Source organism: Vibrio diabolicus, from assembly GCF_011801455.1.
In the GTDB taxonomy this organism is placed as follows: Bacteria; Pseudomonadota; Gammaproteobacteria; order Enterobacterales; family Vibrionaceae; genus Vibrio; species Vibrio diabolicus.
The window spans coordinates 626,334-645,168 of record NZ_CP042452.1; the positions used below are offsets into that span (position 1 = coordinate 626,334).

The window sequence follows — 18,835 nt, forward strand, 5'->3', positions numbered from 1 at the left end:
TATTGTTATTTATTGTCAGTTTTTTCAGCTTGTAGCTGACTCAATTTATATAGGTAGATGTTCAGTAAAAGGGTTGCGCGGTCAATTTCCTTTTGCTGTGAATACTTTTCAGCGTATTCAATACGACCTAGAAGCGGGAATAGTGAGTTACTATATTCGTACGCCGTTTTAGAGTTCTTATCTACATTCTGTCTAGCTACGTTGGCAAACACCGTTCTTGCGTCTGAGAATCGCTTATACACATCCATAAACTGGTCTTCTAAATGGGCGCTCTGTGTCAAAAAGTTTTGACGTAGCTGCTGGGCAGAAGATGAATCTGGATAGATTGCGATTAATTCATTGGTCAAGCTATCGAGCTCGCTGACGTTACTTACTTTGGCCGAGTCTAAAAACCAGTTATTCATCATAATATCTACGCGATTAATAGTTGGTGTTTTCAGTGACTGGGCATATTTTTTATTTTCGTAATCTAACGAGGCGACCAACTTTACAAGTTCATTAAGTGAAGATTGACTAATTTTTTGCTCCAGCGTTCGATAGCGTTGTTGTTCGTAAACAAAATGTGAACATATCGCCGTAACAATCAAGCCAATGATGAAGTAGATCATAAATCGGCCGGGCTTTGTTGGGGTCGTTTTTTCACTGTTGTTGAGGGGGGATGGCGAGTCCGGGGCAGGAGAGGGAGATACATTCACTTTAATTTCAGGTGTTGCCTGTGCGGAAGCTGAAGCGTTAGTATTTGCTTGTTTTTTCTCGCGTAACTCTATGGCATGTTGTTGTTCTTTTATCTGTTCAGCCCATTGATTTAAGATACGACGAATGCGACCAAATGAAGGCGCTTGAATACCGTAATGAAGGCGAAGCTCTTCCTCTATTCTTAAACACAACTGGTGCGCAGCTTCAATCAGTGGAAGTTCTTCCGGCAACGCACGGTGCTTATTAATACGTTTTTCAGTATGCTCCACCATCCACTCAATTGCGCTCATTCGTGCTTTTGACTTTGAATGTTCAGGGTATGCGGTGTTCCAATAGACGACACACACATCAAGCAATGAATTTAACCCTTCAACAAGGCCTCTTAGACCATCGTTATATGTTGATGCGACCGTGAAGTAGCAGCAACAACGTAAGTCTTTTGCGTGAGTGCTCAAGATTTTTTTTGAGAGTGTTTGAACCGTTTTCCAAGAGACTCTTCCGGTGACTTTATTAAGATTATTTATTTGACGTTTTATTTCGTCAAAGTCTTCAGAGCCATTAGGGTTAGAGCCGCTTGGGTTATTTTCATCGATTGGTCTTCGAGCGAAGTCGCTAAAAAACATAAGGCAAATTCCAACTGATCATATAGAAGTATTAAGGTATATAGGACTCCACTGCTGTTATATTAAATTGTAAGCAGTGCATTACCGAAGTGATTCTATAGACAAAAGAAGTTGTTTAGATAATAAAAACACTTAAAAAATAAATTAAATTATCCTTAGTGTGATCTTTGTTCATAATATTAATGTCAATAGTTCGATTTGTTTTTAAGGAGAGCCTTATATATGACGAAGTCGATCTTTTGAGTTAATAAATGTGATTAAATTGTTAATTTTGTCTGTTTTTTGTTCGTCTGTGTTCTTTAAAATAGCCCTCTAAAATTGGTGATAGAGCCTTCTTAATTTTTATTTAATTAAATAGGTTTACAGGCTCATTGCTTTAACTCAGTTCGGTCCATTAGTTTTTGTTTGTAGGTAAAATAACCAACCCTGTAGTTGAAATGTATTAAGTTATAGGTGTTTTTTTAGGCTTATTGAAAAAGAGAATATAATTGATATCTTTCGCCTCTAAGTAGAATATCGGTTTTCCTAGAGGGACGAAATGCTAAAACCAAGTCAAATCGGGCTGATTTCAGCCATGTGTCTATTTTCTTCTTTTGCAGTCGCAAAGGGAGAGCGTTATGGACTCTCTGCCAGTATGTTGACTATCGATAGCATTAATTACGAAGAAGGTAACAGTGGTGAACAAGACACTCTGAGGTTTGGCTTGGTTCATTCTCGCCCTATTGATGAAAATAATAACCGTTGGCGCTGGTGGTTAGGGCTTAACTACCTAGCAGAAGATATCGAAGCGCCAGCTAGCGGTCTATATCAAGAAGTAACTAACTATGAACTTCGTGTTGTACCGCAATATGCGCTGGCTTCTTGGAGCGTTTTCACACCGTACGTAGGTGCTGGTTTATCTGCAGGTTACTCACAATATTCAAACCGTTGGCAAGTTGACCCAGAAGGTTACCGCTATAAGAGTGTCGAGGACATCGATCAGTTCGAGCTGGGTGCAGTTATCGCCGTTGGTACAGTCATTAAGCTAGGTAGTAACCCAGATGCTCATATACAAATCATTCCTCAAGCCTCTTATATTCTCCCAGTTATCAATGATGGGATAGGTGGGCTTGAACTGTCTGTTTCTATGCTATTTTGAGGTATATAGATGCACTCAAATCAGCTAGTTCTATTTATTTCTAAATGCCCAGAGGAATACACAGGTGTAAAGCACATTGAAATGCCCGAGAATGGTGGTTCAATGGGGCGTTCACCAAGTTGTAGTGTGTCTTTAACCGATCACAACCGCTTTATATCAGGCACTCATTGCCTGATCAGTGTGTATGGAGATACCTACTATATTAGTGACGTATCCACTAATGGCACTATGGTTAACGGAAACAAAATACTCAAAAATCAACCTGTTGCGATAGTCGATGGCGATATTATTTCTTTAGGACAATATGAAATTGGCGTTTCTCTGGAGCATGTTACCTCGACACAAGACATTGCCGCTGATATAGCCCCTGAGCGAGTATCCAATGATCCTTTGGTTAGCCTCGGAGACGCAGTTGTCGAAGAAGAAGAAAAAGTAGGCGCTTTAGAAGATTTGTTTATGGAGACTAAACAGGATGACATTGATTGTCATGATCCTGTTGCGCACCTTAACTTTTCAATGCAGCGAGATGATGATTATTTGATTCGTGACGATGAGCATCCAGAACCTGAACAACCTAAAACGGTGGAAAGCACACGTCAGGTGGTCGATGACAGTTTCAGCATATACTCCGAGTTCGATCAGCCAAGCCTCATCCCTGAAGATTGGATGGCTACGGAGACCAAGAGTAACGCATCAATAAAGGGTTCGTTAGGGGTAGAGAACGGTACGCCATATAGAGAAGATATTGTCTCAGAAGAGACGGTTCAACCCCAAACGACGATTCTAGATAGGGCAGTTCAAAGACAACATCGTGCACCTAACTCCACAGAGACGATCGTCGAGCATACTGCTAAAGGTTCAAAATGGGAAGAGATGACACAGTCATTTACTCCTTCTTCTCAAACTAATCAGCCACTTCAAATGCCTGCGGTAGAACCTACGATAAACAGTACGACTAAAGAGCAAGCGGGTATCGAAGCAACCGCCTGTTATCAAGATATAGCACAAGCGTTTTTTGATGGTTTGGGTATTCGAAATCCCGAGCTAATGACGAATGAAGCTCAGTTGTTCAAACAAATGGGCACTTGTTTGCGCTTATGTATTGATAACCTGCAGAAAGAATTACACGAAGTAGAGTCCTTGAAAGAAGAGCAGAGTACGAGTGAGTCTAACTCTAACATTGCGGAGCTGATGCTGACTCTCAATAGCCAACATCTACTGGCTCCAAATGAACTGGTAGAACAAATGCTTGATGAGTTGAATGACCACCAAGTCACGTTTAATAAAGCGCTGAATGAGCTCATTTTAGAACAATCAGAGACGAACGATCCCATTGCATTTGCTAACAAAGTGGCGAGTCAATCTTTGTTCTCAACGAAGTCAAAACTGTGGGGCGAATATTTAGATTTCTACTCTAACAATCGTCGCCTGCTCAACGAAACATCCTTAAAAGGGCTGATTAAGAAAAACTATAACAAAGTGATTAAGGGAAACCATGCGTAGTATCGCTGTATTACTCGGATTTGCCATGTTGTCCGGTTGTTCCATGTGGGATCAATTTAAAGAGTCCACGGGTATCACACCAGAAACTTCGTCCATTGAATTGGTTATTGAGGCGTCACCTGTACTCAATGTGAGAGATGGGGGGCAGTCATCTCCGGTCATTCTCCGCCTTCACGAATTAAATTCGCCAGTTTTATTCCGGAGCTTAGATTTTTTTGCGCTGTTTGAAAACGATAAAGCGTCGTTGGGTGATGAGTACATCAAACGTTATGAATATCAAATACAGCCAGGTGGAAAAGTTCATGAAATGCTAACGCTAGACCCTGACACTCGTGCCGTCGGTTTTTCTGTGGCCTTTCGTGATATTGATGGTTCGTCATGGCGTAAAGTTGAAGTCATTGAAGAGAAGAGCGAGTACTACATCAAGCTCAAGTTAGAAGGCAGTGAGTTAATTTCTGATAATACTCGCGGCATTGAACAGGTTTACTTTTAAGGGATAGAAACATGTCTTTATACAATCCAGTTGTTTGGCAAGATGGAATGTTCATGAAGCCGCAGCATTTTCAACAACTCGATCGTTCGCAAAGTAAACTGTCGAGTATGTTGAGCAGCAACGCATCTCCTTTACATTGGGGGATTAAGCGTTTGGAAATAAATTCACAACTGCTAGCCCTCGGTAAAATTGGTATTACGCGTGCAGAAGGTATCCTACAGGACCGCACGCCATTTGAACTTCCACTGCTCGCTGAACTACCAGAAGTGAAAGATGTGGATCCTTCGATTGCCGATAAAGTGGTTTATTTGTGCTGTCCGTTACCATCGGAACGTTCTGAGTTATTTGGCACTAAAAAAGATGGTGCACGTTATACGATGGAATCTCAAGAAGCGGTTGATGCTTGTTATGATTCGGAAGACATGGCAAATATCGTCGTCGGTAAGCTTAACTTTTGCTTAATGTACGATCATGAAGATAAAAGTGCTTACACGTCTATTCCGATCCTCAAGATCTCGGAAGTGAAGCCAGATGGTAGCGTGATCTTAGATGATAGTTTCATTCCTACCTGTATTGATATTCACGCATCTACGGTACTTAATAAGTTCGCGACGGAGTTTGCTTCTATGCTAAAGCACCGCGCAGAATCCATAGTTCAGCGACTGGGAGTGGTGGATCAACAAGGCGTATCATCAGTTTCTGACTTTATGCTATTGCAAGCGCTCAATAGATACGAACCCTTGTTTTGGCATTTTGCAAACACAGAAGCTGTACACCCTGAGTCTTTGTATCGAATTCTTCTTCAGGCAGAGGGCGAGCTTTCGACGCTGTGCTCGACGACACGCCGACCTATTGAGTTTACTAAATACAATCATGGTGATCTTACTAGCTGTCTTTCTCGCGTTCTAGACAGTGCGAAAATGACATTGAGCGTGATGTCTGAACAAAGAGCAATTCCACTGACCTTAAAAGATCAGAACTATGGCATCAGAACGGCAGCGATCCCTGACAATAAGATCATTGATACGACGACCTTTATTCTTGCAGTTAAAGCCGACGTTACCTTGGATGTCCTGCATACGCAGTTTGTCAGCCAAACGAAGATCGGTTCAATCGATAACATTCGCGACTTGATTAACCTTCAACTGCCAGGGATTGAGATCAAACCAATGCCAGTTGTGCCACGCGCGCTGCCGTATCACGCTGGCTATACCTATTTCGAGCTCGATAAAACGGGTGAAGAGTGGATGGCATTGAAGAACACTGCTGCGATTGCGATTCACGTTGCGGGCGATTTCGCTAACTTATCATTGCAACTTTGGGCCGTTCGTCTATGAGTTACGCAGAAACAGACGTCACCGTAGTCTTATTCCAACCAGAGCCTGGCAAACCAATGGAGGTAATGCCAGCGCCTGACTTATCGAGAAACATCGCAGTACAAGATCTATCTATCGACAACATGGGTATTAACCCGCTGGTGGATCAATTCTCATGGTTGATCGCCAGTCTGTCTTGTATGTCTTCGATCCCTTGGCTTGATGACCCGATGCCATTTCGTGAACAAGTGGCACGTGAGATTCGAAAAGGTGAACGAAAACTTAATGAAATGGAGCTCGATCGTGCTTCGGTTCTTGTTATTCGTTACTGCTTGTGTGCGGCGATTGATGAATCTGTTTGTCGGCAAGAATGGGGGGCAAATAGTCACTGGAGCCAGAACAGCTTACTGTCTGAATTCCATAACGAAACATCTGGTGGTGACAAGTTTTTCGTTATTCTCGACCGCTTAAAAGCCGACCCTCGCAAATACCGTCACGTTATAGAGTTTCTCTATTTATTGCTTCAACTTGGTTTCCAAGGCAAGTACGGCCGTGAAGAGCGTGGTAACGAAAAGTTAGCGGAAATTGGCAGCACCATTTATCGATTAGTGCGAGATGACCGCCTAGCAGAACAAGAAAAAGTTTCTTTAATCAACCTTAAAGCTAAATACCTAAAGAAGCCGTTAAAAAGGGTAATTTCACCCAAGCTGATCTTGAGTCTTAGTGCGATTACGTTTGCGCTTATGTATGCGGCAACCTACATCGTCATAGACTTAAAATTCCAGCAACTGCTTGAAGTGTATAGATAACCAGAAATCTAAAAATGAGATCTTCTGCCAGTTTTAAGGTTTGCTGTGAATATCACTGGTCTTTTAGTGAAATTCACTAGTCATTTAGAGAGATTGCAATGTGCGATCTCTTTTATCATTCAATCAATAAAATTCAAATGGATTGGTTATGGGCGTAACAGTTGGTGCGAATGGACTTTCGATAGTTCATAAAGGCTCAGGTGGTGAAGCGAATGCAACGCTCCCAGATGTTTGTTTAACTAAGGTCGGCAAGCCAGTCGTTCCTATCCCTTATGGCAACAATGCTAAATCAGCAGACCTTGCTGGTGGGACTACGACAGTCTCTATGGATGGCGGTAACAGTGTCGCTATCAAGGGCAGTACGTTCTCAAAAAGTACTGGCGATGCGGGCGGTGACAGAAAAGGCGTTGCCTCAGGCACGATAGAAGCCGAAGCAAAATTCATTTCAGCTTCACCAACGGTTAAATTTGAGGGCAAAGGCGTATGTCGTCTATCCGATCAAATGACCATGAACAAAGCTAATACCATGTGTCTTGGTGGGGCACAAAACCCATCGGTTTCTGTGACGGAAGAGCAGGAAGGGACGTATACGTTGGATATAGAATGCAAATATCCAAATGGGCTCCCTTACTCTAATGCACAATTTTCTTTAGTCGAACCTTCAGGTGCTGTCATTGGGAGTGGAGTGCTGGATTCTAGCGGAAAAGCATCTGTTAATGGTCTCGCTCTAAAAGAATGCAAGTTAGTGCTCAGCGAAACTCAAGACTCTTATACGCCGAACCAATCTTTAGCTGAAAATATTGTGACGGAAACTTACCCTGATCCGAATGATTTTTGTACGTTTGTCGCAGGTCGCCGCTCGCCATTTTGGGAAGATCGTGTTGGGGTTGCTAATGACTGGGGGATATTGATGTCCCCATCCTTCAGTGATGATGACTTTAAAGATATTGTGTTAGAGCAAAGCCGTATATCGTCTCCTTATGCGATTAGTCAAAATCACTCTAAAGATTTTTCTGATGCTTATGTTTCGGCACTTTATCACATCCAAACTGATACTACTGCGCTAGAGAAATATGAACCTTTAGTTGAACTGCTCTTGGAGCAAGTGCACGAAAATGGCGATATATTGAGAGTCTTATATCAAGCTGATGTGTTTGAGCCTCCCTATGAATTATTAGCGAAGCTTCGCTTTTTAGGGACTGGGAATACTGTGAAGTATTTGCAGTTTGTTTTATGGACGTTGATAAACAATCAAATCTGTTCATACATCGATGAGCTAAACAGTGAAATCATCGGTCGTTTAGATTTCATACAAAGCCAAGCTTCTGCAAGATCGTTGAGTTCTGTTGAAGAGGGTATAAACGGTTATAAAAAAGCACTTAACCACTTCAAACAAGCACTTCCTGACGTCATTAGCCAAATTTTCGAAACCAAAAATGACACCCTAATTTCTATATCGGCAATGGCCCTTGGGAGTACCGTTAACATAGCGAGCCAATCTAGCTTTGCTACTAATTTAGGTAGGGTTAATGCGGTGGTGTACACGAAGTCAAACAACTTGAACCGCCCATCATTTGTCACTTTTGACGATAACTTTTCTGACTAGGACATTTAAATCATGGATGCAGTTTTTCCGATAGCGCAACGAGAAGGTGGCGCTTACTACACGCTCAGTGATTTTACGAAATTGTTTGATCAAGCTAAGAGCGGTCGTTATTTAATAGGACAAGGGTACGGTTGGCATAGTGGCATTCACTTAACATCAAAAATGTTACCGTGGGGGAAAGGGCTCAGACCTATTCAAGCGATGCTTGATGGAAAAATAGTGGCATTTCGCATAAATCCTGATTACCTAACATCAACGTACCAAGAGCAAGAGTTTAAGTATAGTAATAACTTTGTGCTTATCGAGCATGAGGCTGTAAACCCCGAAGATAATGAAGATGTATTTAAGTTCTATACACTTTATATGCACCTTGCGCCACCTTCAGATATTGGCGCCAATTCATCTATAACCACGCGTTACCGTTTACAAGAAGCGAGAAATGTACGCACTTTCAAACATAGTGATGTGCCTACTAATTCTGGTGAAAAAAAACAGTCGATGTCTAAAGGAACATTACTTGAATACCTGTATGCAGAAGAGAAGGAGACCCATCCATACCAGATCGACAAAAATACCTACAAAATGATAAAGTGCCGTGTGGTAGAGAATGGTAAATCGGCAAGTGGTAGCGAAAAAGCACTGTTAAACAAGATTGTTTGGTTTGCTTCGGGTCTCAATAGTGACTTTGACATTTTAGAAGATTCCTCTGCTGTCCTATCAGAACCAGTTTCAGAACCTAAATGGATGTCGGACAAGGCGGCAATGATTAGGGACGGTAGTGTGGTTTCTTTACTCCCACTCCTATTTAGAGAGGGGATAAAGGTTTCAGCTGGGGAAGATATCGGTTACATGGGACTGCATGAGTACAGTAACGATGCAATTGGAACTAAGAAAGAAGATAATCGTGTGCATATCGAGATGTTCTCTTTTGAGGAGCCGCCCGAATTTTTCAAAAAACAGATTTCTCCCAAAAATGCGGAAGAAAATCCACTTGTTGTTCTCGATGGAGCCGATAGTAGCGGTGCCGTTGATATGAGTAATTCGTTTATTCAGCAATTACTTGAATCTGTGACAGAAGATCAAGTAACGGACTTCTCCTCGTTCACTGCTCGCGATGCCAAAGTATACTTAGACGGTAAGCGTAAACACTTTGAGCGATTTATTGTGAAACATCCTACAGATTGGCATACAGAGTCGTCACAAAGTCTTTATGAATCAATCCATCAGACCGCAAAGGAAGCTCTAGATATTAAGTGCTCCGCTGGTTTTGTGACTATAGAGGACTACCGTAACTCCCCATGGCGCGATCAAGTGATGGATAGCTTTGATCTTTTCTCGCAATTCGAACTGGAAAGAGCAGATAAGTTCTCATGGATGCAAGATTTACAAGGTGATTTGCAACTAAGCGATGATAAGAGTCTTTGGCATTATTGGCCTTTTATTCCTCAAACTCAAGGTGCCTTTAAGTTTACTCTAGAAATGCTACAAGAGGTATACCCTGAAGTTAAAGACTCTAAGCGGGATGTCTTACAAGGTATTGTTAATGAACTAAATGATCACATGCTTTTTTATAAGCTAGATACGCCTTTACGTAGAACACACTTTTTTGCTCAGCTTATGCAAGAAACCGGTGAGAGCCTAAATATGGCTGAATATACCAATTATCGTATTTCTACGCTGGATACATCAGAATTTAATACTGCTAGGTCACGTCGATATCCTTTAGATCACCCTAAATATGCAGGTAAGCGCTATATTGATGTTCACGGTATCGCAGACAAGAAAAATGGTAAATTCGTTAAAAAAGATGGTACTTCTCCTACTCTTGATGACAAAAGGATATTGTTTAACGTTATGTATGGAGGCAGAAGCGAAATGAAGAATGGTGATTTTTTGACAACTGATGATGGGTGGATTTTTAGGGGGCGTGGATTAAAACAGCTTACCGGCAGAGACAATTATGAGCGTTTCAATAAATGGCATTTACAAAATCAATCAGAGTGGCCATTGGACGTCGTAGATTTTTTAAATACACCAGAGCTTATATTAGAGGCTAAATATGCGACTCGCTCTGCTGCTTGGTTTTGGCTAGATATTAAAGGTCCTGAGAGGGCAGATAAAGGAGCCAACGATAAAGTTGTGAATGAAATAACACGTAAGGTAAACCGTTATACTAGCAATAAATCTTACCGGAAGCGTAGAGAAAACTTCAAACTTTTATGGGAAAATAAGGTATTTAACTAATGATAAAAAATATTAAACTTCATGCTATGTCAAGCATTCTCATAATAAGCTTCCCAGTTTTAGCAGTACACCCACAGATAGACAAAAAACTAAGCGATACAACAGTCACTTTGTGTAAGAGCAACGAGGACATTTACTTTAATGCAAAGTTAGAGAACCGAAAATATGTTTCCTTGTGTGGGGCTGGGCATAGAAGTCCAAGTACTGGTTATGTAAAGTATCGATATGGGACAAGCGATAAAGTAGAATTAGAATACCCAAAAAGTGCAGAAACCCCAAAAGGTAAGTTTTTAAGTTATCATATAAGACTTGGTAAGTTACAAGGTAGGAATATTTTTTTCTATTCAGGGGATTACAGATATAGTATCGGTTATTTAGCTGATAACTGTAGCTTGCATGTTTATAAAGGTAGTGAGCTTGTATTTAGCTCATCTTGCGAAGAGACTTCCGAGCTGAACACGTTTGGTGGAGGTCAATCATCAGGCTCGGTGATATTAGAAGAAGAACTAATCAAAAGATTTCCTGAACAATTTCAAGACCCAAATGAACCGGAGTTTCACTGAATTTACAATAGATGTGTTAGCTTATAACGATCCTCTGGTTCTTGCGCGTGACTCTTGAATGTTTGATGAGGGGGCTCCTTGTTCATTAGGAATATAAACATCATTAGCTTTTTATCGTCCTTGTCTCTTTCACTTTCTGTAAGTGCAAGCTGTGATCAAGAATCCACCGTATTCACATGTGATTTAGAAAATAAAGATGGCAGTTTTAAAGCTTGCTTTAATCAAGCCGAGAATTCGATGTATTTTTTTGTTGACGAAAATGGGTTGAAAACAGTTTATACTCCAAGACAAGGGAAGAGTTTAGATAACTATAAATGGATAGATATTTCTTTTGAAGAACCTGAATTCATTCCTTTGAAGTTTGAAGTAAATGAAAACAAGAATGCGTATTTTTCATTGACTAGAGGTGGTGGGCGGTTGAGTGTCGTTGCTAACTCCGTTGACATGATTGAAGATGAAAATGCTGTTGAGTACTACTGTGAATTGGAAACTGAAACAGCTCTGGATCCCAACGTTAGATTAAAAATAAAACACGTAAAGCCCAATGAGTTTGAAGCTTGGGATTAAATAGCAATAGATTCCAGTGAGAGCCTAAATAAAATTCATTTTAATAAAGAGTTAGCTTTTCTAGAAAATTTACTCGAGATGTTTGGATAAGAAATGTTCAGATAAAAAGCGCCGAAAGGCGCATTTTATTTTCTTTAAAATAAAGTATGGTCTCCCTCCTTTTAAAATGGTAAGTGTTGAATAATTATACAGTGGTTAGGTAAATGAATAAAATAACTAAACTCGCTTTGGCTTTGTCCGTATTGACATCTGTTGTTGGGTGTCAACTGGTGTCAAATACGCCGATGCAATCGACAGCAACGAAGGAAATAATTGAAAAAGCAAAGGCAGAGTTTGATGGACAACGCTTTTATAAGTTGAATGAATATGATGAAGAAATCAACGTTTCAGATGATGGGGTCATTACCTTCAAGTCTTACTTACCACGCAGCGGCGGCTATGAATGGGTACCAATTGTGATACGCGATACTAGTTTTCGTGTTTCTTGCGATTATTTCAGTGAATATGTTGAAGCTGGAATGGTTGTTCAGGTTCAGTTTGTAGGTAAACGCGGGCGCATTGAAAATTACGACAAGCAACGTTGTGAAGAGTTTGGCGAGCCAACATGGCAATAAGAGCTATAGATAATTAAAGCGCCGACAGGCGCTTTTTATTTACGCCTTAATTAACGTTAGAAGAGGTTTAGACCAATCTTCGGAAGATTAGGCAAGCAATGCGTAGTATCTGGTTAACGAAAAAATACGAAAGTTGCAACAATGTACGTGTCAGTAAAGTAGGAGCGATAAAGCCTCCGCGTACTGTACTCATCGTGTGTTACGTTAATTAGGAGTGTCTACCATGAAAAGCCAGAACGACAATCAAGCAAGTTACCAAGATGAACCTGATGAAGGTCGTCGCAATATGATGAAAATGACGGGTGCCAGCGTGGTTGCTATGGGAGTCGGATCGCTCTCAACGAGTTCCGTTCAAGCTGAGACGCAAATAAATCTTGGTGACACCTGGGATAAAACATTTACGAAAAGTAACCAAGTTCAACATCGCAAAGTGAGTTTTAAAAACCGTTATGGCATCACGTTGGCAGCGGATCTTTATCAACCTAAAAATAAAAGTGGCAAGCTTGCGGCTATCGTCATTAGTGGTCCATTTGGCGCTGTGAAAGAGCAGTCTTCAGGGTTATATGCTCAAACATTAGCCGAGCGAGGCTTCATTACTTTAGCGTTTGATCCGTCGTATACCGGAGAGAGTGGTGGTGAACCAAGAAACGTTGCATCACCTGATATCAATACAGAGGACTTTAGCGCAGCTGTGGACTTTATTGGCCTACAGAAAGACGTTGATCGTCAGAAAATTGGTGTGATAGGCATATGTGGTTGGGGCGGCATGGCGTTAAACGCAGTTGCTGCAGATAAACGCGTCAAAGCAGTCGCAACCAGTACGATGTATGATATGACCCGTGTAATGTCTAAAGGCTATAACGACAGTACGACGTTTGAACAGCGCACGCAAACGTTAGAGCAGCTATGCCTGCAACGATGGGAAGATGCCGAAAATGGAACACCTACTTACGGGCCAGTATCGCTTGAGTTAGTTGGAGGTGAGCCCCAATTTGTTGTTGAGTATGCAGCCTATTACAAGTCTCCTGAACGTGGCTTTCATCCACGAGCCATTAATTCAAATGCAGCATGGACACTCACAACGCCGCTGTCGTTTATGAATATGCCAATTCTGACCTACATTGAAGAGATATCTCCACGCCCAGTGTTGTTCATTCATGGCGAAAAGGCGCACTCTCGCTATTTCAGTGAAACGGCGTATGAAGCGGCGGCAGAGCCTAAAGAATTGATGATCATTCCAAATGCGAATCATACGGATCTCTACGATCAATTGGATGTGATCCCATTTGATAAATTAGAGAGCTTCTTTAAGGTTAATTTAGTTTAGATCGCCCTCTAGAAGACAACTGAGGAGCGGTTACTATTGTGCTCCTCAGTTCCTATTGATTGAAAAATTCTCTAGATTCTCGGTGAACCATTACGGAGAGTATTTCATTATTATACTCACAAGTCGGTATGAACTTGTTTTGTAGAAAACGCTAATAAAATCGCTAAACAGCTACATGCTAATAGAACGACACCTAAGTTTTGTACTGTTCCAGCCATCGCTAATCCCGTCCCGATCATGATGTAGTACATGAGCCCAAATAAAGCACCTGCGCTACCTACCTGTTGTTTATAATCAACGAGTGCATCACTGAGTATGTTGGGTATCGCAATCCCATACGACATGACGACTAACATCATTGGAGCAACAAACCAGATTGATTGGCTCAGAATCAACACACCGACTGATCCCAAACTAAGCAATACTGCGGAGAGCCAAAGTAGTTGGTTTTTTCGAACATTTTTAGACACTAGGGATTTGTTTAAATAACTCCCAAGCAGAGTGCCTAACCCCAGTACCATGCCACTGTATCCAAATTGTTCGGAGCTATACCCAAGTGCTGAGAAAGTAAATGCGCCAAGTTGGTAATAAGCAAACAGAGCAATGTTATACAAAGCGACTAATAATGCTGAGCGCCAAATTCGCGCGTCTCTTAGCATTTTCAAGCTAAGTTGATGCAACCGCACTGGTGTGTGTTCCTTCTTTGTTTCAGGAAGCTTAATAACGTTATAAGCGAGCAATACTAGCGCGATTAAAAATAAGGCAAAAAACACATAACGATATCCACCAAGCCCTGTAAGCTGTCCGCCTAATAGCATGCCTACTACCGGGCTGATTGATATACCCATCCCCATTAAGCTGAAGACTTTACTTAGTTCTTGACCGTCAAACGCGTCACGAAGCATGGTCTGTGTGACAACGGAACCTACCGCGATACCAAATGCGCTCAGGGCTCGCGCAGCCATGACAACAGCAAAGCTTTCGGTTTGAGTTGCGAGTAAAGATGCACAACCATAGATAAAGAGCCCAATAAGCATGGTAGGCCTTCTTCCCAGTTTATCTGCGAGCACTCCCCAAACTACAACGCCAACGGCAAAAGCTAGGAAGTAAATCGACAATGTTTGGGCTGCTTGTGCGTGGTTTACATCAAATGATAGAGCGATTGAGCTCAACGCTGGGCTATAGATGGTTTCTACAATTTGTGGAAACATCAACATAACCAGCATGAGCCATAAAGAGGGCTTAGTATTCATATTGTTACCCATCGTTAATGAAGTTGGCGGGCAGTATAAATGAGGCTATGATTGATCTAATAACAACATAAAAACCAAATACATCAACATTCGGACAAAATGGCGCTTATTAACGAAAAAACACAATTTGATGCAGACAAAATTTCTAATTGTGTAGTGGGAATTGCTGCGGATATTGGCAAGCACGACTCAGGTATGCATCAGCACAAAAAAGGGCAGTTATTGTACGCACCTCAAGGTTGTATGAGTTTTGCTCTGGAAGACTCGATTTGTATTTTGCCACCGACAAAGGCGGTTTGGATCCCACCTAATACGACGCATCGCGCACTAATGACGAATGTGGTAGCGTATCGATCTTTGTATTTTGATTGTGAGGAGTTTGCCTGTCCGAGTAAGATCACGATGATAGAAGTGAATAATTTACTCCAAGCTCTTATTGATAAAATGTCATTTTGGGAGTGGGCTAAGCCTAGCGGCGAGATGGTAAATACGACGGCGCTTTTTTGGGAGGAGTTTTATGCTGCGAAACGTTATTCGTTTCAGTTGCCTTTGCCATCACATCGGCGCTTAACAACGTTTCGTCGAGAGTTGGTTGAACCTTCATTTCTAGCTCCTTCGCTTACTACTCTTGCAAGCAAAGTTGGGGCAAGCACCAAGACGGTAACACGATTATTTAAGTCGGAAACGGGCATGAATTATCAAGATTGGCGGCAACAGTGGAGGCTTTTAAAAGCAGTTGAATTGTTATCAACGGGCATGCCAGTCAGCGCAGTTGCCGATTGGCTGGAGTTTTCGTCAGACAGTGCTTTTATTGCATTTTTCAAAAAGCAAACTGGACAAACACCTCTGACGTTTATGAAAACCAAGCCTTAAGCGTCAAAATGCTCACACTCTTTCTAGAACAAACCCCAGGTTCACAGGCTCAGCCTATAAAGCATACATAGACAGGTACCAACGTGCAGGTTACTTGTCTTTACTCTGCAGTTTGCGAAAGTATTGCGTGGTAAAATCAACAAAGGCTCGGATGCGTTTTGGTTGATGTCGGTCGTGATGGTAAAGGAGTGAAAACTCCACACTCGGAATGCTCCAGTCGGTAAACACTTCTTTTAGCTTGCCTGTCTGGAGTTCTTGTTGGCAATAAAGTGCTGGTACACGGATGATACCATTTCCCGCCAACGCTGCTTTTATCATTACTCTGCCACTCTTACATCGTAACTGTCCACGTATCTGGTGTTCCGTTGACTGCTTTGTATTTGTGTTCTCGAATGCCCAGCGTGTCACACTACCTGTCAAACAAATGTGTTTTTCTAAGTCTTTTGGATGCGAAGGATAGCCATGTGTTTCTAAATAACTTGGGCTTGCGTACGTCCCCATTTCCACATCAATCAGTTTGCGAGCGATAAAGTTGGAGTCGTCTAACTTTCCCATTCGAAAAGCGATGTCGAATTCATCCGCGATTAAATCGACACGATGGCTGCTAAAATCTAAGTTAATGTTCACTTGTGGGTGTTGGATTAGAAACTGAGCAACGATATCTGCGACAACGTCTTCCCCTAAATAACCCCCCACGCAGTTGATACGAATTTCGCCTCTTAATTCTTCTACATCATCAACCACTGCCATAACAGCTTGATCAATATTGTGAAGGGCGGTTTCACACTGTTTATACAGAACCTTGCCTGCTTCGGTGAGCTTCAGTGTTCGAGTGGTTCTTTGTAGCAAAGTGGCACCAATCTGTTGTTCCAGATTTGTTATTTGACGTGAAACGTGTGAGCGAGAAACGCCAAGTTGCTCTGCTGCTTTCGTGAAGTTTCCTAGTTGAGCGATTAGGACGAAAGAGCGGATATCCGCAAGGTTGATGTGTGTTTGCATGATGACTTCTGCGTAATTCAAAAAAGTATTGTTGCAGTATAACAACAGTGTTTCAACTAGGTCGGTATATATCAACAAACAAAGTTTTCTTAAACTTATCGCCACTGATGTAAACCGTTCTATTAAGGATTCAAAATGAAAAAGTTAATTGTTATTACAGGCGCTAGTTCAGGCATTGGTGAAGCGATTGCACGTCACTTCAGTGAACAGGGCCATGCTCTTCTTTTGTTAGCAAGACGTGTAGAACGTTTAGAAGCATTAAACTTACCAAATACGCTTTGTGAAAAGGTAGATGTGACCGATAAAGCTTCTTTTGAAGCGGCAATTGAGAAAGCTGAAGTGTTGTATGGTCCGGTAGATGCACTTGTAAATAACGCAGGCGTTATGCTTCTAGGCCAGATAGATACTCAGGACGCATCGGAGTGGAAGCGCATGTTTGATGTGAACGTACTTGGCTTGCTAAATGGCATGCAGTCCGTTTTAGCACCGATGAAAGCGCGTAACAGTGGTACGATCATCAATATCAGCTCTATTGCGGGCAAGAAAACATTTCCTGATCATGCCGCTTACTGTGGTACCAAATTTGCGGTTCATGCGATTTCTGAAAACGTACGTGAAGAAGTCGCATCATCGAATGTTCGCGTTACGACTATTGCACCTGGCGCTGTGGAAACTGAATTACTTTCCCATACTACGTCTCAAGATATTAAAGATGGCTATGATGCTTGGAAAGAGGATATGGGGGGCGTGTTGGCAGCCGACGATATTGCACGAGCAGTGCTGTTTGCTTATCAGCAACCGCAAGGTGTATGTGTTCGCGAAATTGCTTTGGCACCGACAAAACAGCAACCTTAACATTAATTTACAGCGACTTCTGGATCATTAGGGCTGTGAATATTTGCACACCGATTCGTGATTGATATGGCATCTTTCAACTAAGTCGTATGAAAATTTAGGTTACCCATTTAAGTCCGTAGCCTAAGTGTGTTATTGCTTATACCCAAGTTACTCAAGGTGAGAAAAAACTTTGAGTAATTTGGGTTTTTATTTGGTCTCAATTTTTAGTATGTAGCTCTATTGGGGTCAGCGGGCCACAGTCGTAAAGAAAAGGAGAAGGTGACGTAAAGCAAAATGAATCAATATCCATAGCTTAATGAGAATTGATTTCATCAACGTCACAAGCCGTTACAATTATCCGTTAGGTATTATACTTTGTGGGTGGTTAATATTTAACCAAACAAGGAGGTGTGTATGAAACGATTCGCGAACATACTTTTTGCAACACAAGGATTGCCTGGTCATAGTGAGGCGCTCGAACAAGCGATGAGGATCGCATCCAGCAACAAAGTGCCTGTTTCAGGGCTAATTGCGTGCCCCGACTTCCCCGCGGATATGCTCCAGTATCAGCAAAGTTATGAGCAATCGCTACAAGACTCCCTCAAACAAAGCATTCAGGAATACAGACAGAAGCTCGATCTTTCTGAAGATGATCTGGCATTTCCTCTTACTGTGAAAAGCAGTGAAAAACCCGCTGTCTGTATCATTAAAGAAGCATTAGCTGACAACAAAGATCTTATCATCAAAGAAGCTGAACCACTCGGTGAAGGCGCTGAAGGCTTCAAAGCCATTGATATGACACTGTTACGCAAATGTCCTTGTCCATTATGGTTACACCGACCGATTGATAAGCCGAGAGACAAACGCCGTGTGGCTGTTGCTATAGATCCGTTAACGGCGAGCGATGAACAGCACTCATTAGCGGTGCGTTTACTTGAATTATCTCGTTCAATAGCCGACACCTGTGACAGTCGTTTACATGTGATTTCTTGCTGGGAATATTACTTAGAGAATTACCTACATGACAATGCTTGGATTCAAGTCGACGATGCTGAGTTGAAACATGAACTCGACAAAGCAAAAGCCGATCATAAACAAGCTCTACAACAACTGCTGGAAGAGTCGGGGATTACGGGTGAAATTGTGATTCATCATTTACACGGAAAGCCTGATGAAAAAATCCCGGATTACGTAGAAAGCATAGAAGTGGACGTTCTAGTCATGGGGACCTTAGCGAGAACTGGGATATCTGGCTACGTCATTGGTAATACGGCTGAAAACATTTTGCAATCTATAAACTGTAGTTTGGTCGCTCTTAAGCCCGATGGTTTTGTATCGCCGATTCAGTAATTGGTGTGTAACAAACCTGGGTTT

The 18,835-nt window shown here is 41.8% G+C and carries 16 protein-coding genes and 1 pseudogene; 14 read left to right on the top strand and 3 right to left on the bottom strand.

The window, feature by feature from the left end; all coding sequences use genetic code 11:
* Positions 1 to 5 precede the first annotated feature (5 nt).
* Positions 6 to 1,319 (bottom strand): type VI secretion system ImpA family N-terminal domain-containing protein, encoded by a 1,314-nt coding sequence (locus FR741_RS18145; RefSeq protein ID WP_167427371.1) that lies wholly within the window; start codon positions 1,317 to 1,319, stop codon positions 6 to 8.
* Between the two features lie 538 nt (positions 1,320 to 1,857).
* On the opposite strand from FR741_RS18145, the gene FR741_RS18150 reads away from it, so the two are divergent.
* From FR741_RS18150 to FR741_RS18200, 11 genes and pseudogenes are all read left to right on the top strand, one after another.
* Positions 1,858 to 2,457, top strand: coding sequence for a hypothetical protein (locus tag FR741_RS18150; RefSeq protein ID WP_005392629.1), 600 nt, complete (start codon positions 1,858 to 1,860; stop codon positions 2,455 to 2,457).
* Positions 2,458 to 2,466: 9 nt separating this feature from the next.
* A complete protein-coding gene (tagH, locus tag FR741_RS18155) occupies positions 2,467 to 3,960 on the top strand; it encodes a type VI secretion system-associated FHA domain protein TagH (RefSeq protein WP_167427372.1) in 1,494 nt (497 codons plus the stop codon).
* Positions 3,953 to 4,453, top strand: a complete 501-nt coding sequence (tssJ, locus tag FR741_RS18160) for a type VI secretion system lipoprotein TssJ (protein ID WP_005392625.1) — start codon at positions 3,953 to 3,955, stop codon at positions 4,451 to 4,453. The genes tagH and tssJ overlap by 8 nt, the downstream gene beginning before the upstream one ends.
* A gap of 11 nt (positions 4,454 to 4,464) precedes the next feature.
* A complete protein-coding gene (gene tssK, locus FR741_RS18165) occupies positions 4,465 to 5,790 on the top strand; it encodes a type VI secretion system baseplate subunit TssK (protein ID WP_047008196.1) in 1,326 nt (441 codons plus the stop codon).
* A complete protein-coding gene (gene icmH / locus FR741_RS18170) occupies positions 5,787 to 6,578 on the top strand; it encodes a type IVB secretion system protein IcmH/DotU (RefSeq protein WP_006741083.1) in 792 nt (263 codons plus the stop codon). Before tssK ends, icmH begins: the two co-directional genes overlap by 4 nt.
* A gap of 148 nt (positions 6,579 to 6,726) precedes the next feature.
* Positions 6,727 to 7,303: pseudogene (locus FR741_RS23785) on the top strand (DUF4150 domain-containing protein); the annotation flags it as partial.
* 893 nt (positions 7,304 to 8,196) lie between these two features.
* Entirely contained in the window at positions 8,197 to 10,428 is a 2,232-nt protein-coding gene (locus tag FR741_RS18180; RefSeq protein WP_006741081.1) for a hypothetical protein, read from the top strand.
* On the top strand, positions 10,428 to 10,991 hold the full coding sequence (locus FR741_RS18185; RefSeq protein WP_049775473.1) for a hypothetical protein: 564 nt from the start codon (positions 10,428 to 10,430) through the stop codon (positions 10,989 to 10,991). Before FR741_RS18180 ends, FR741_RS18185 begins: the two co-directional genes overlap by 1 nt.
* Positions 10,992 to 11,069: 78 nt before the next feature.
* On the top strand, positions 11,070 to 11,558 hold the full coding sequence (locus FR741_RS18190; protein WP_233059826.1) for a hypothetical protein: 489 nt from the start codon (positions 11,070 to 11,072) through the stop codon (positions 11,556 to 11,558).
* A gap of 203 nt (positions 11,559 to 11,761) precedes the next feature.
* Positions 11,762 to 12,172: a hypothetical protein gene (locus FR741_RS18195; protein WP_006741077.1), complete on the top strand. Its 411-nt coding sequence runs from the start codon at positions 11,762 to 11,764 to the stop codon at positions 12,170 to 12,172.
* A gap of 223 nt (positions 12,173 to 12,395) precedes the next feature.
* Positions 12,396 to 13,499, top strand: a complete 1,104-nt coding sequence (locus tag FR741_RS18200; protein ID WP_167427373.1) for an alpha/beta hydrolase — start codon at positions 12,396 to 12,398, stop codon at positions 13,497 to 13,499.
* Positions 13,500 to 13,615: 116 nt separating this feature from the next.
* On the opposite strand, the gene FR741_RS18205 is transcribed toward FR741_RS18200, so the two are convergent.
* Positions 13,616 to 14,752, bottom strand: coding sequence for a multidrug effflux MFS transporter (locus tag FR741_RS18205; protein WP_167427374.1), 1,137 nt, complete (start codon positions 14,750 to 14,752; stop codon positions 13,616 to 13,618).
* 99 nt (positions 14,753 to 14,851) lie between these two features.
* On the opposite strand from FR741_RS18205, the gene FR741_RS18210 reads away from it, so the two are divergent.
* Entirely contained in the window at positions 14,852 to 15,625 is a 774-nt protein-coding gene (locus FR741_RS18210) for an AraC family transcriptional regulator (protein WP_167427375.1), read from the top strand.
* Between the two features lie 90 nt (positions 15,626 to 15,715).
* Here FR741_RS18210 and FR741_RS18215 read toward each other — a convergent pair whose 3' ends face one another.
* Positions 15,716 to 16,624: a LysR family transcriptional regulator gene (locus FR741_RS18215; RefSeq protein WP_167427376.1), complete on the bottom strand. Its 909-nt coding sequence runs from the start codon at positions 16,622 to 16,624 to the stop codon at positions 15,716 to 15,718.
* A 135-nt stretch (positions 16,625 to 16,759) separates the two neighbouring features.
* On the opposite strand from FR741_RS18215, the gene FR741_RS18220 reads away from it, so the two are divergent.
* On the top strand, positions 16,760 to 17,479 hold the full coding sequence (locus FR741_RS18220; RefSeq protein WP_167427377.1) for an SDR family oxidoreductase: 720 nt from the start codon (positions 16,760 to 16,762) through the stop codon (positions 17,477 to 17,479).
* 396 nt (positions 17,480 to 17,875) lie between these two features.
* Positions 17,876 to 18,811: a universal stress protein gene (locus FR741_RS18225; RefSeq protein ID WP_046875927.1), complete on the top strand. Its 936-nt coding sequence runs from the start codon at positions 17,876 to 17,878 to the stop codon at positions 18,809 to 18,811.
* The last annotated feature ends 24 nt before the right edge of the window (positions 18,812 to 18,835 follow it).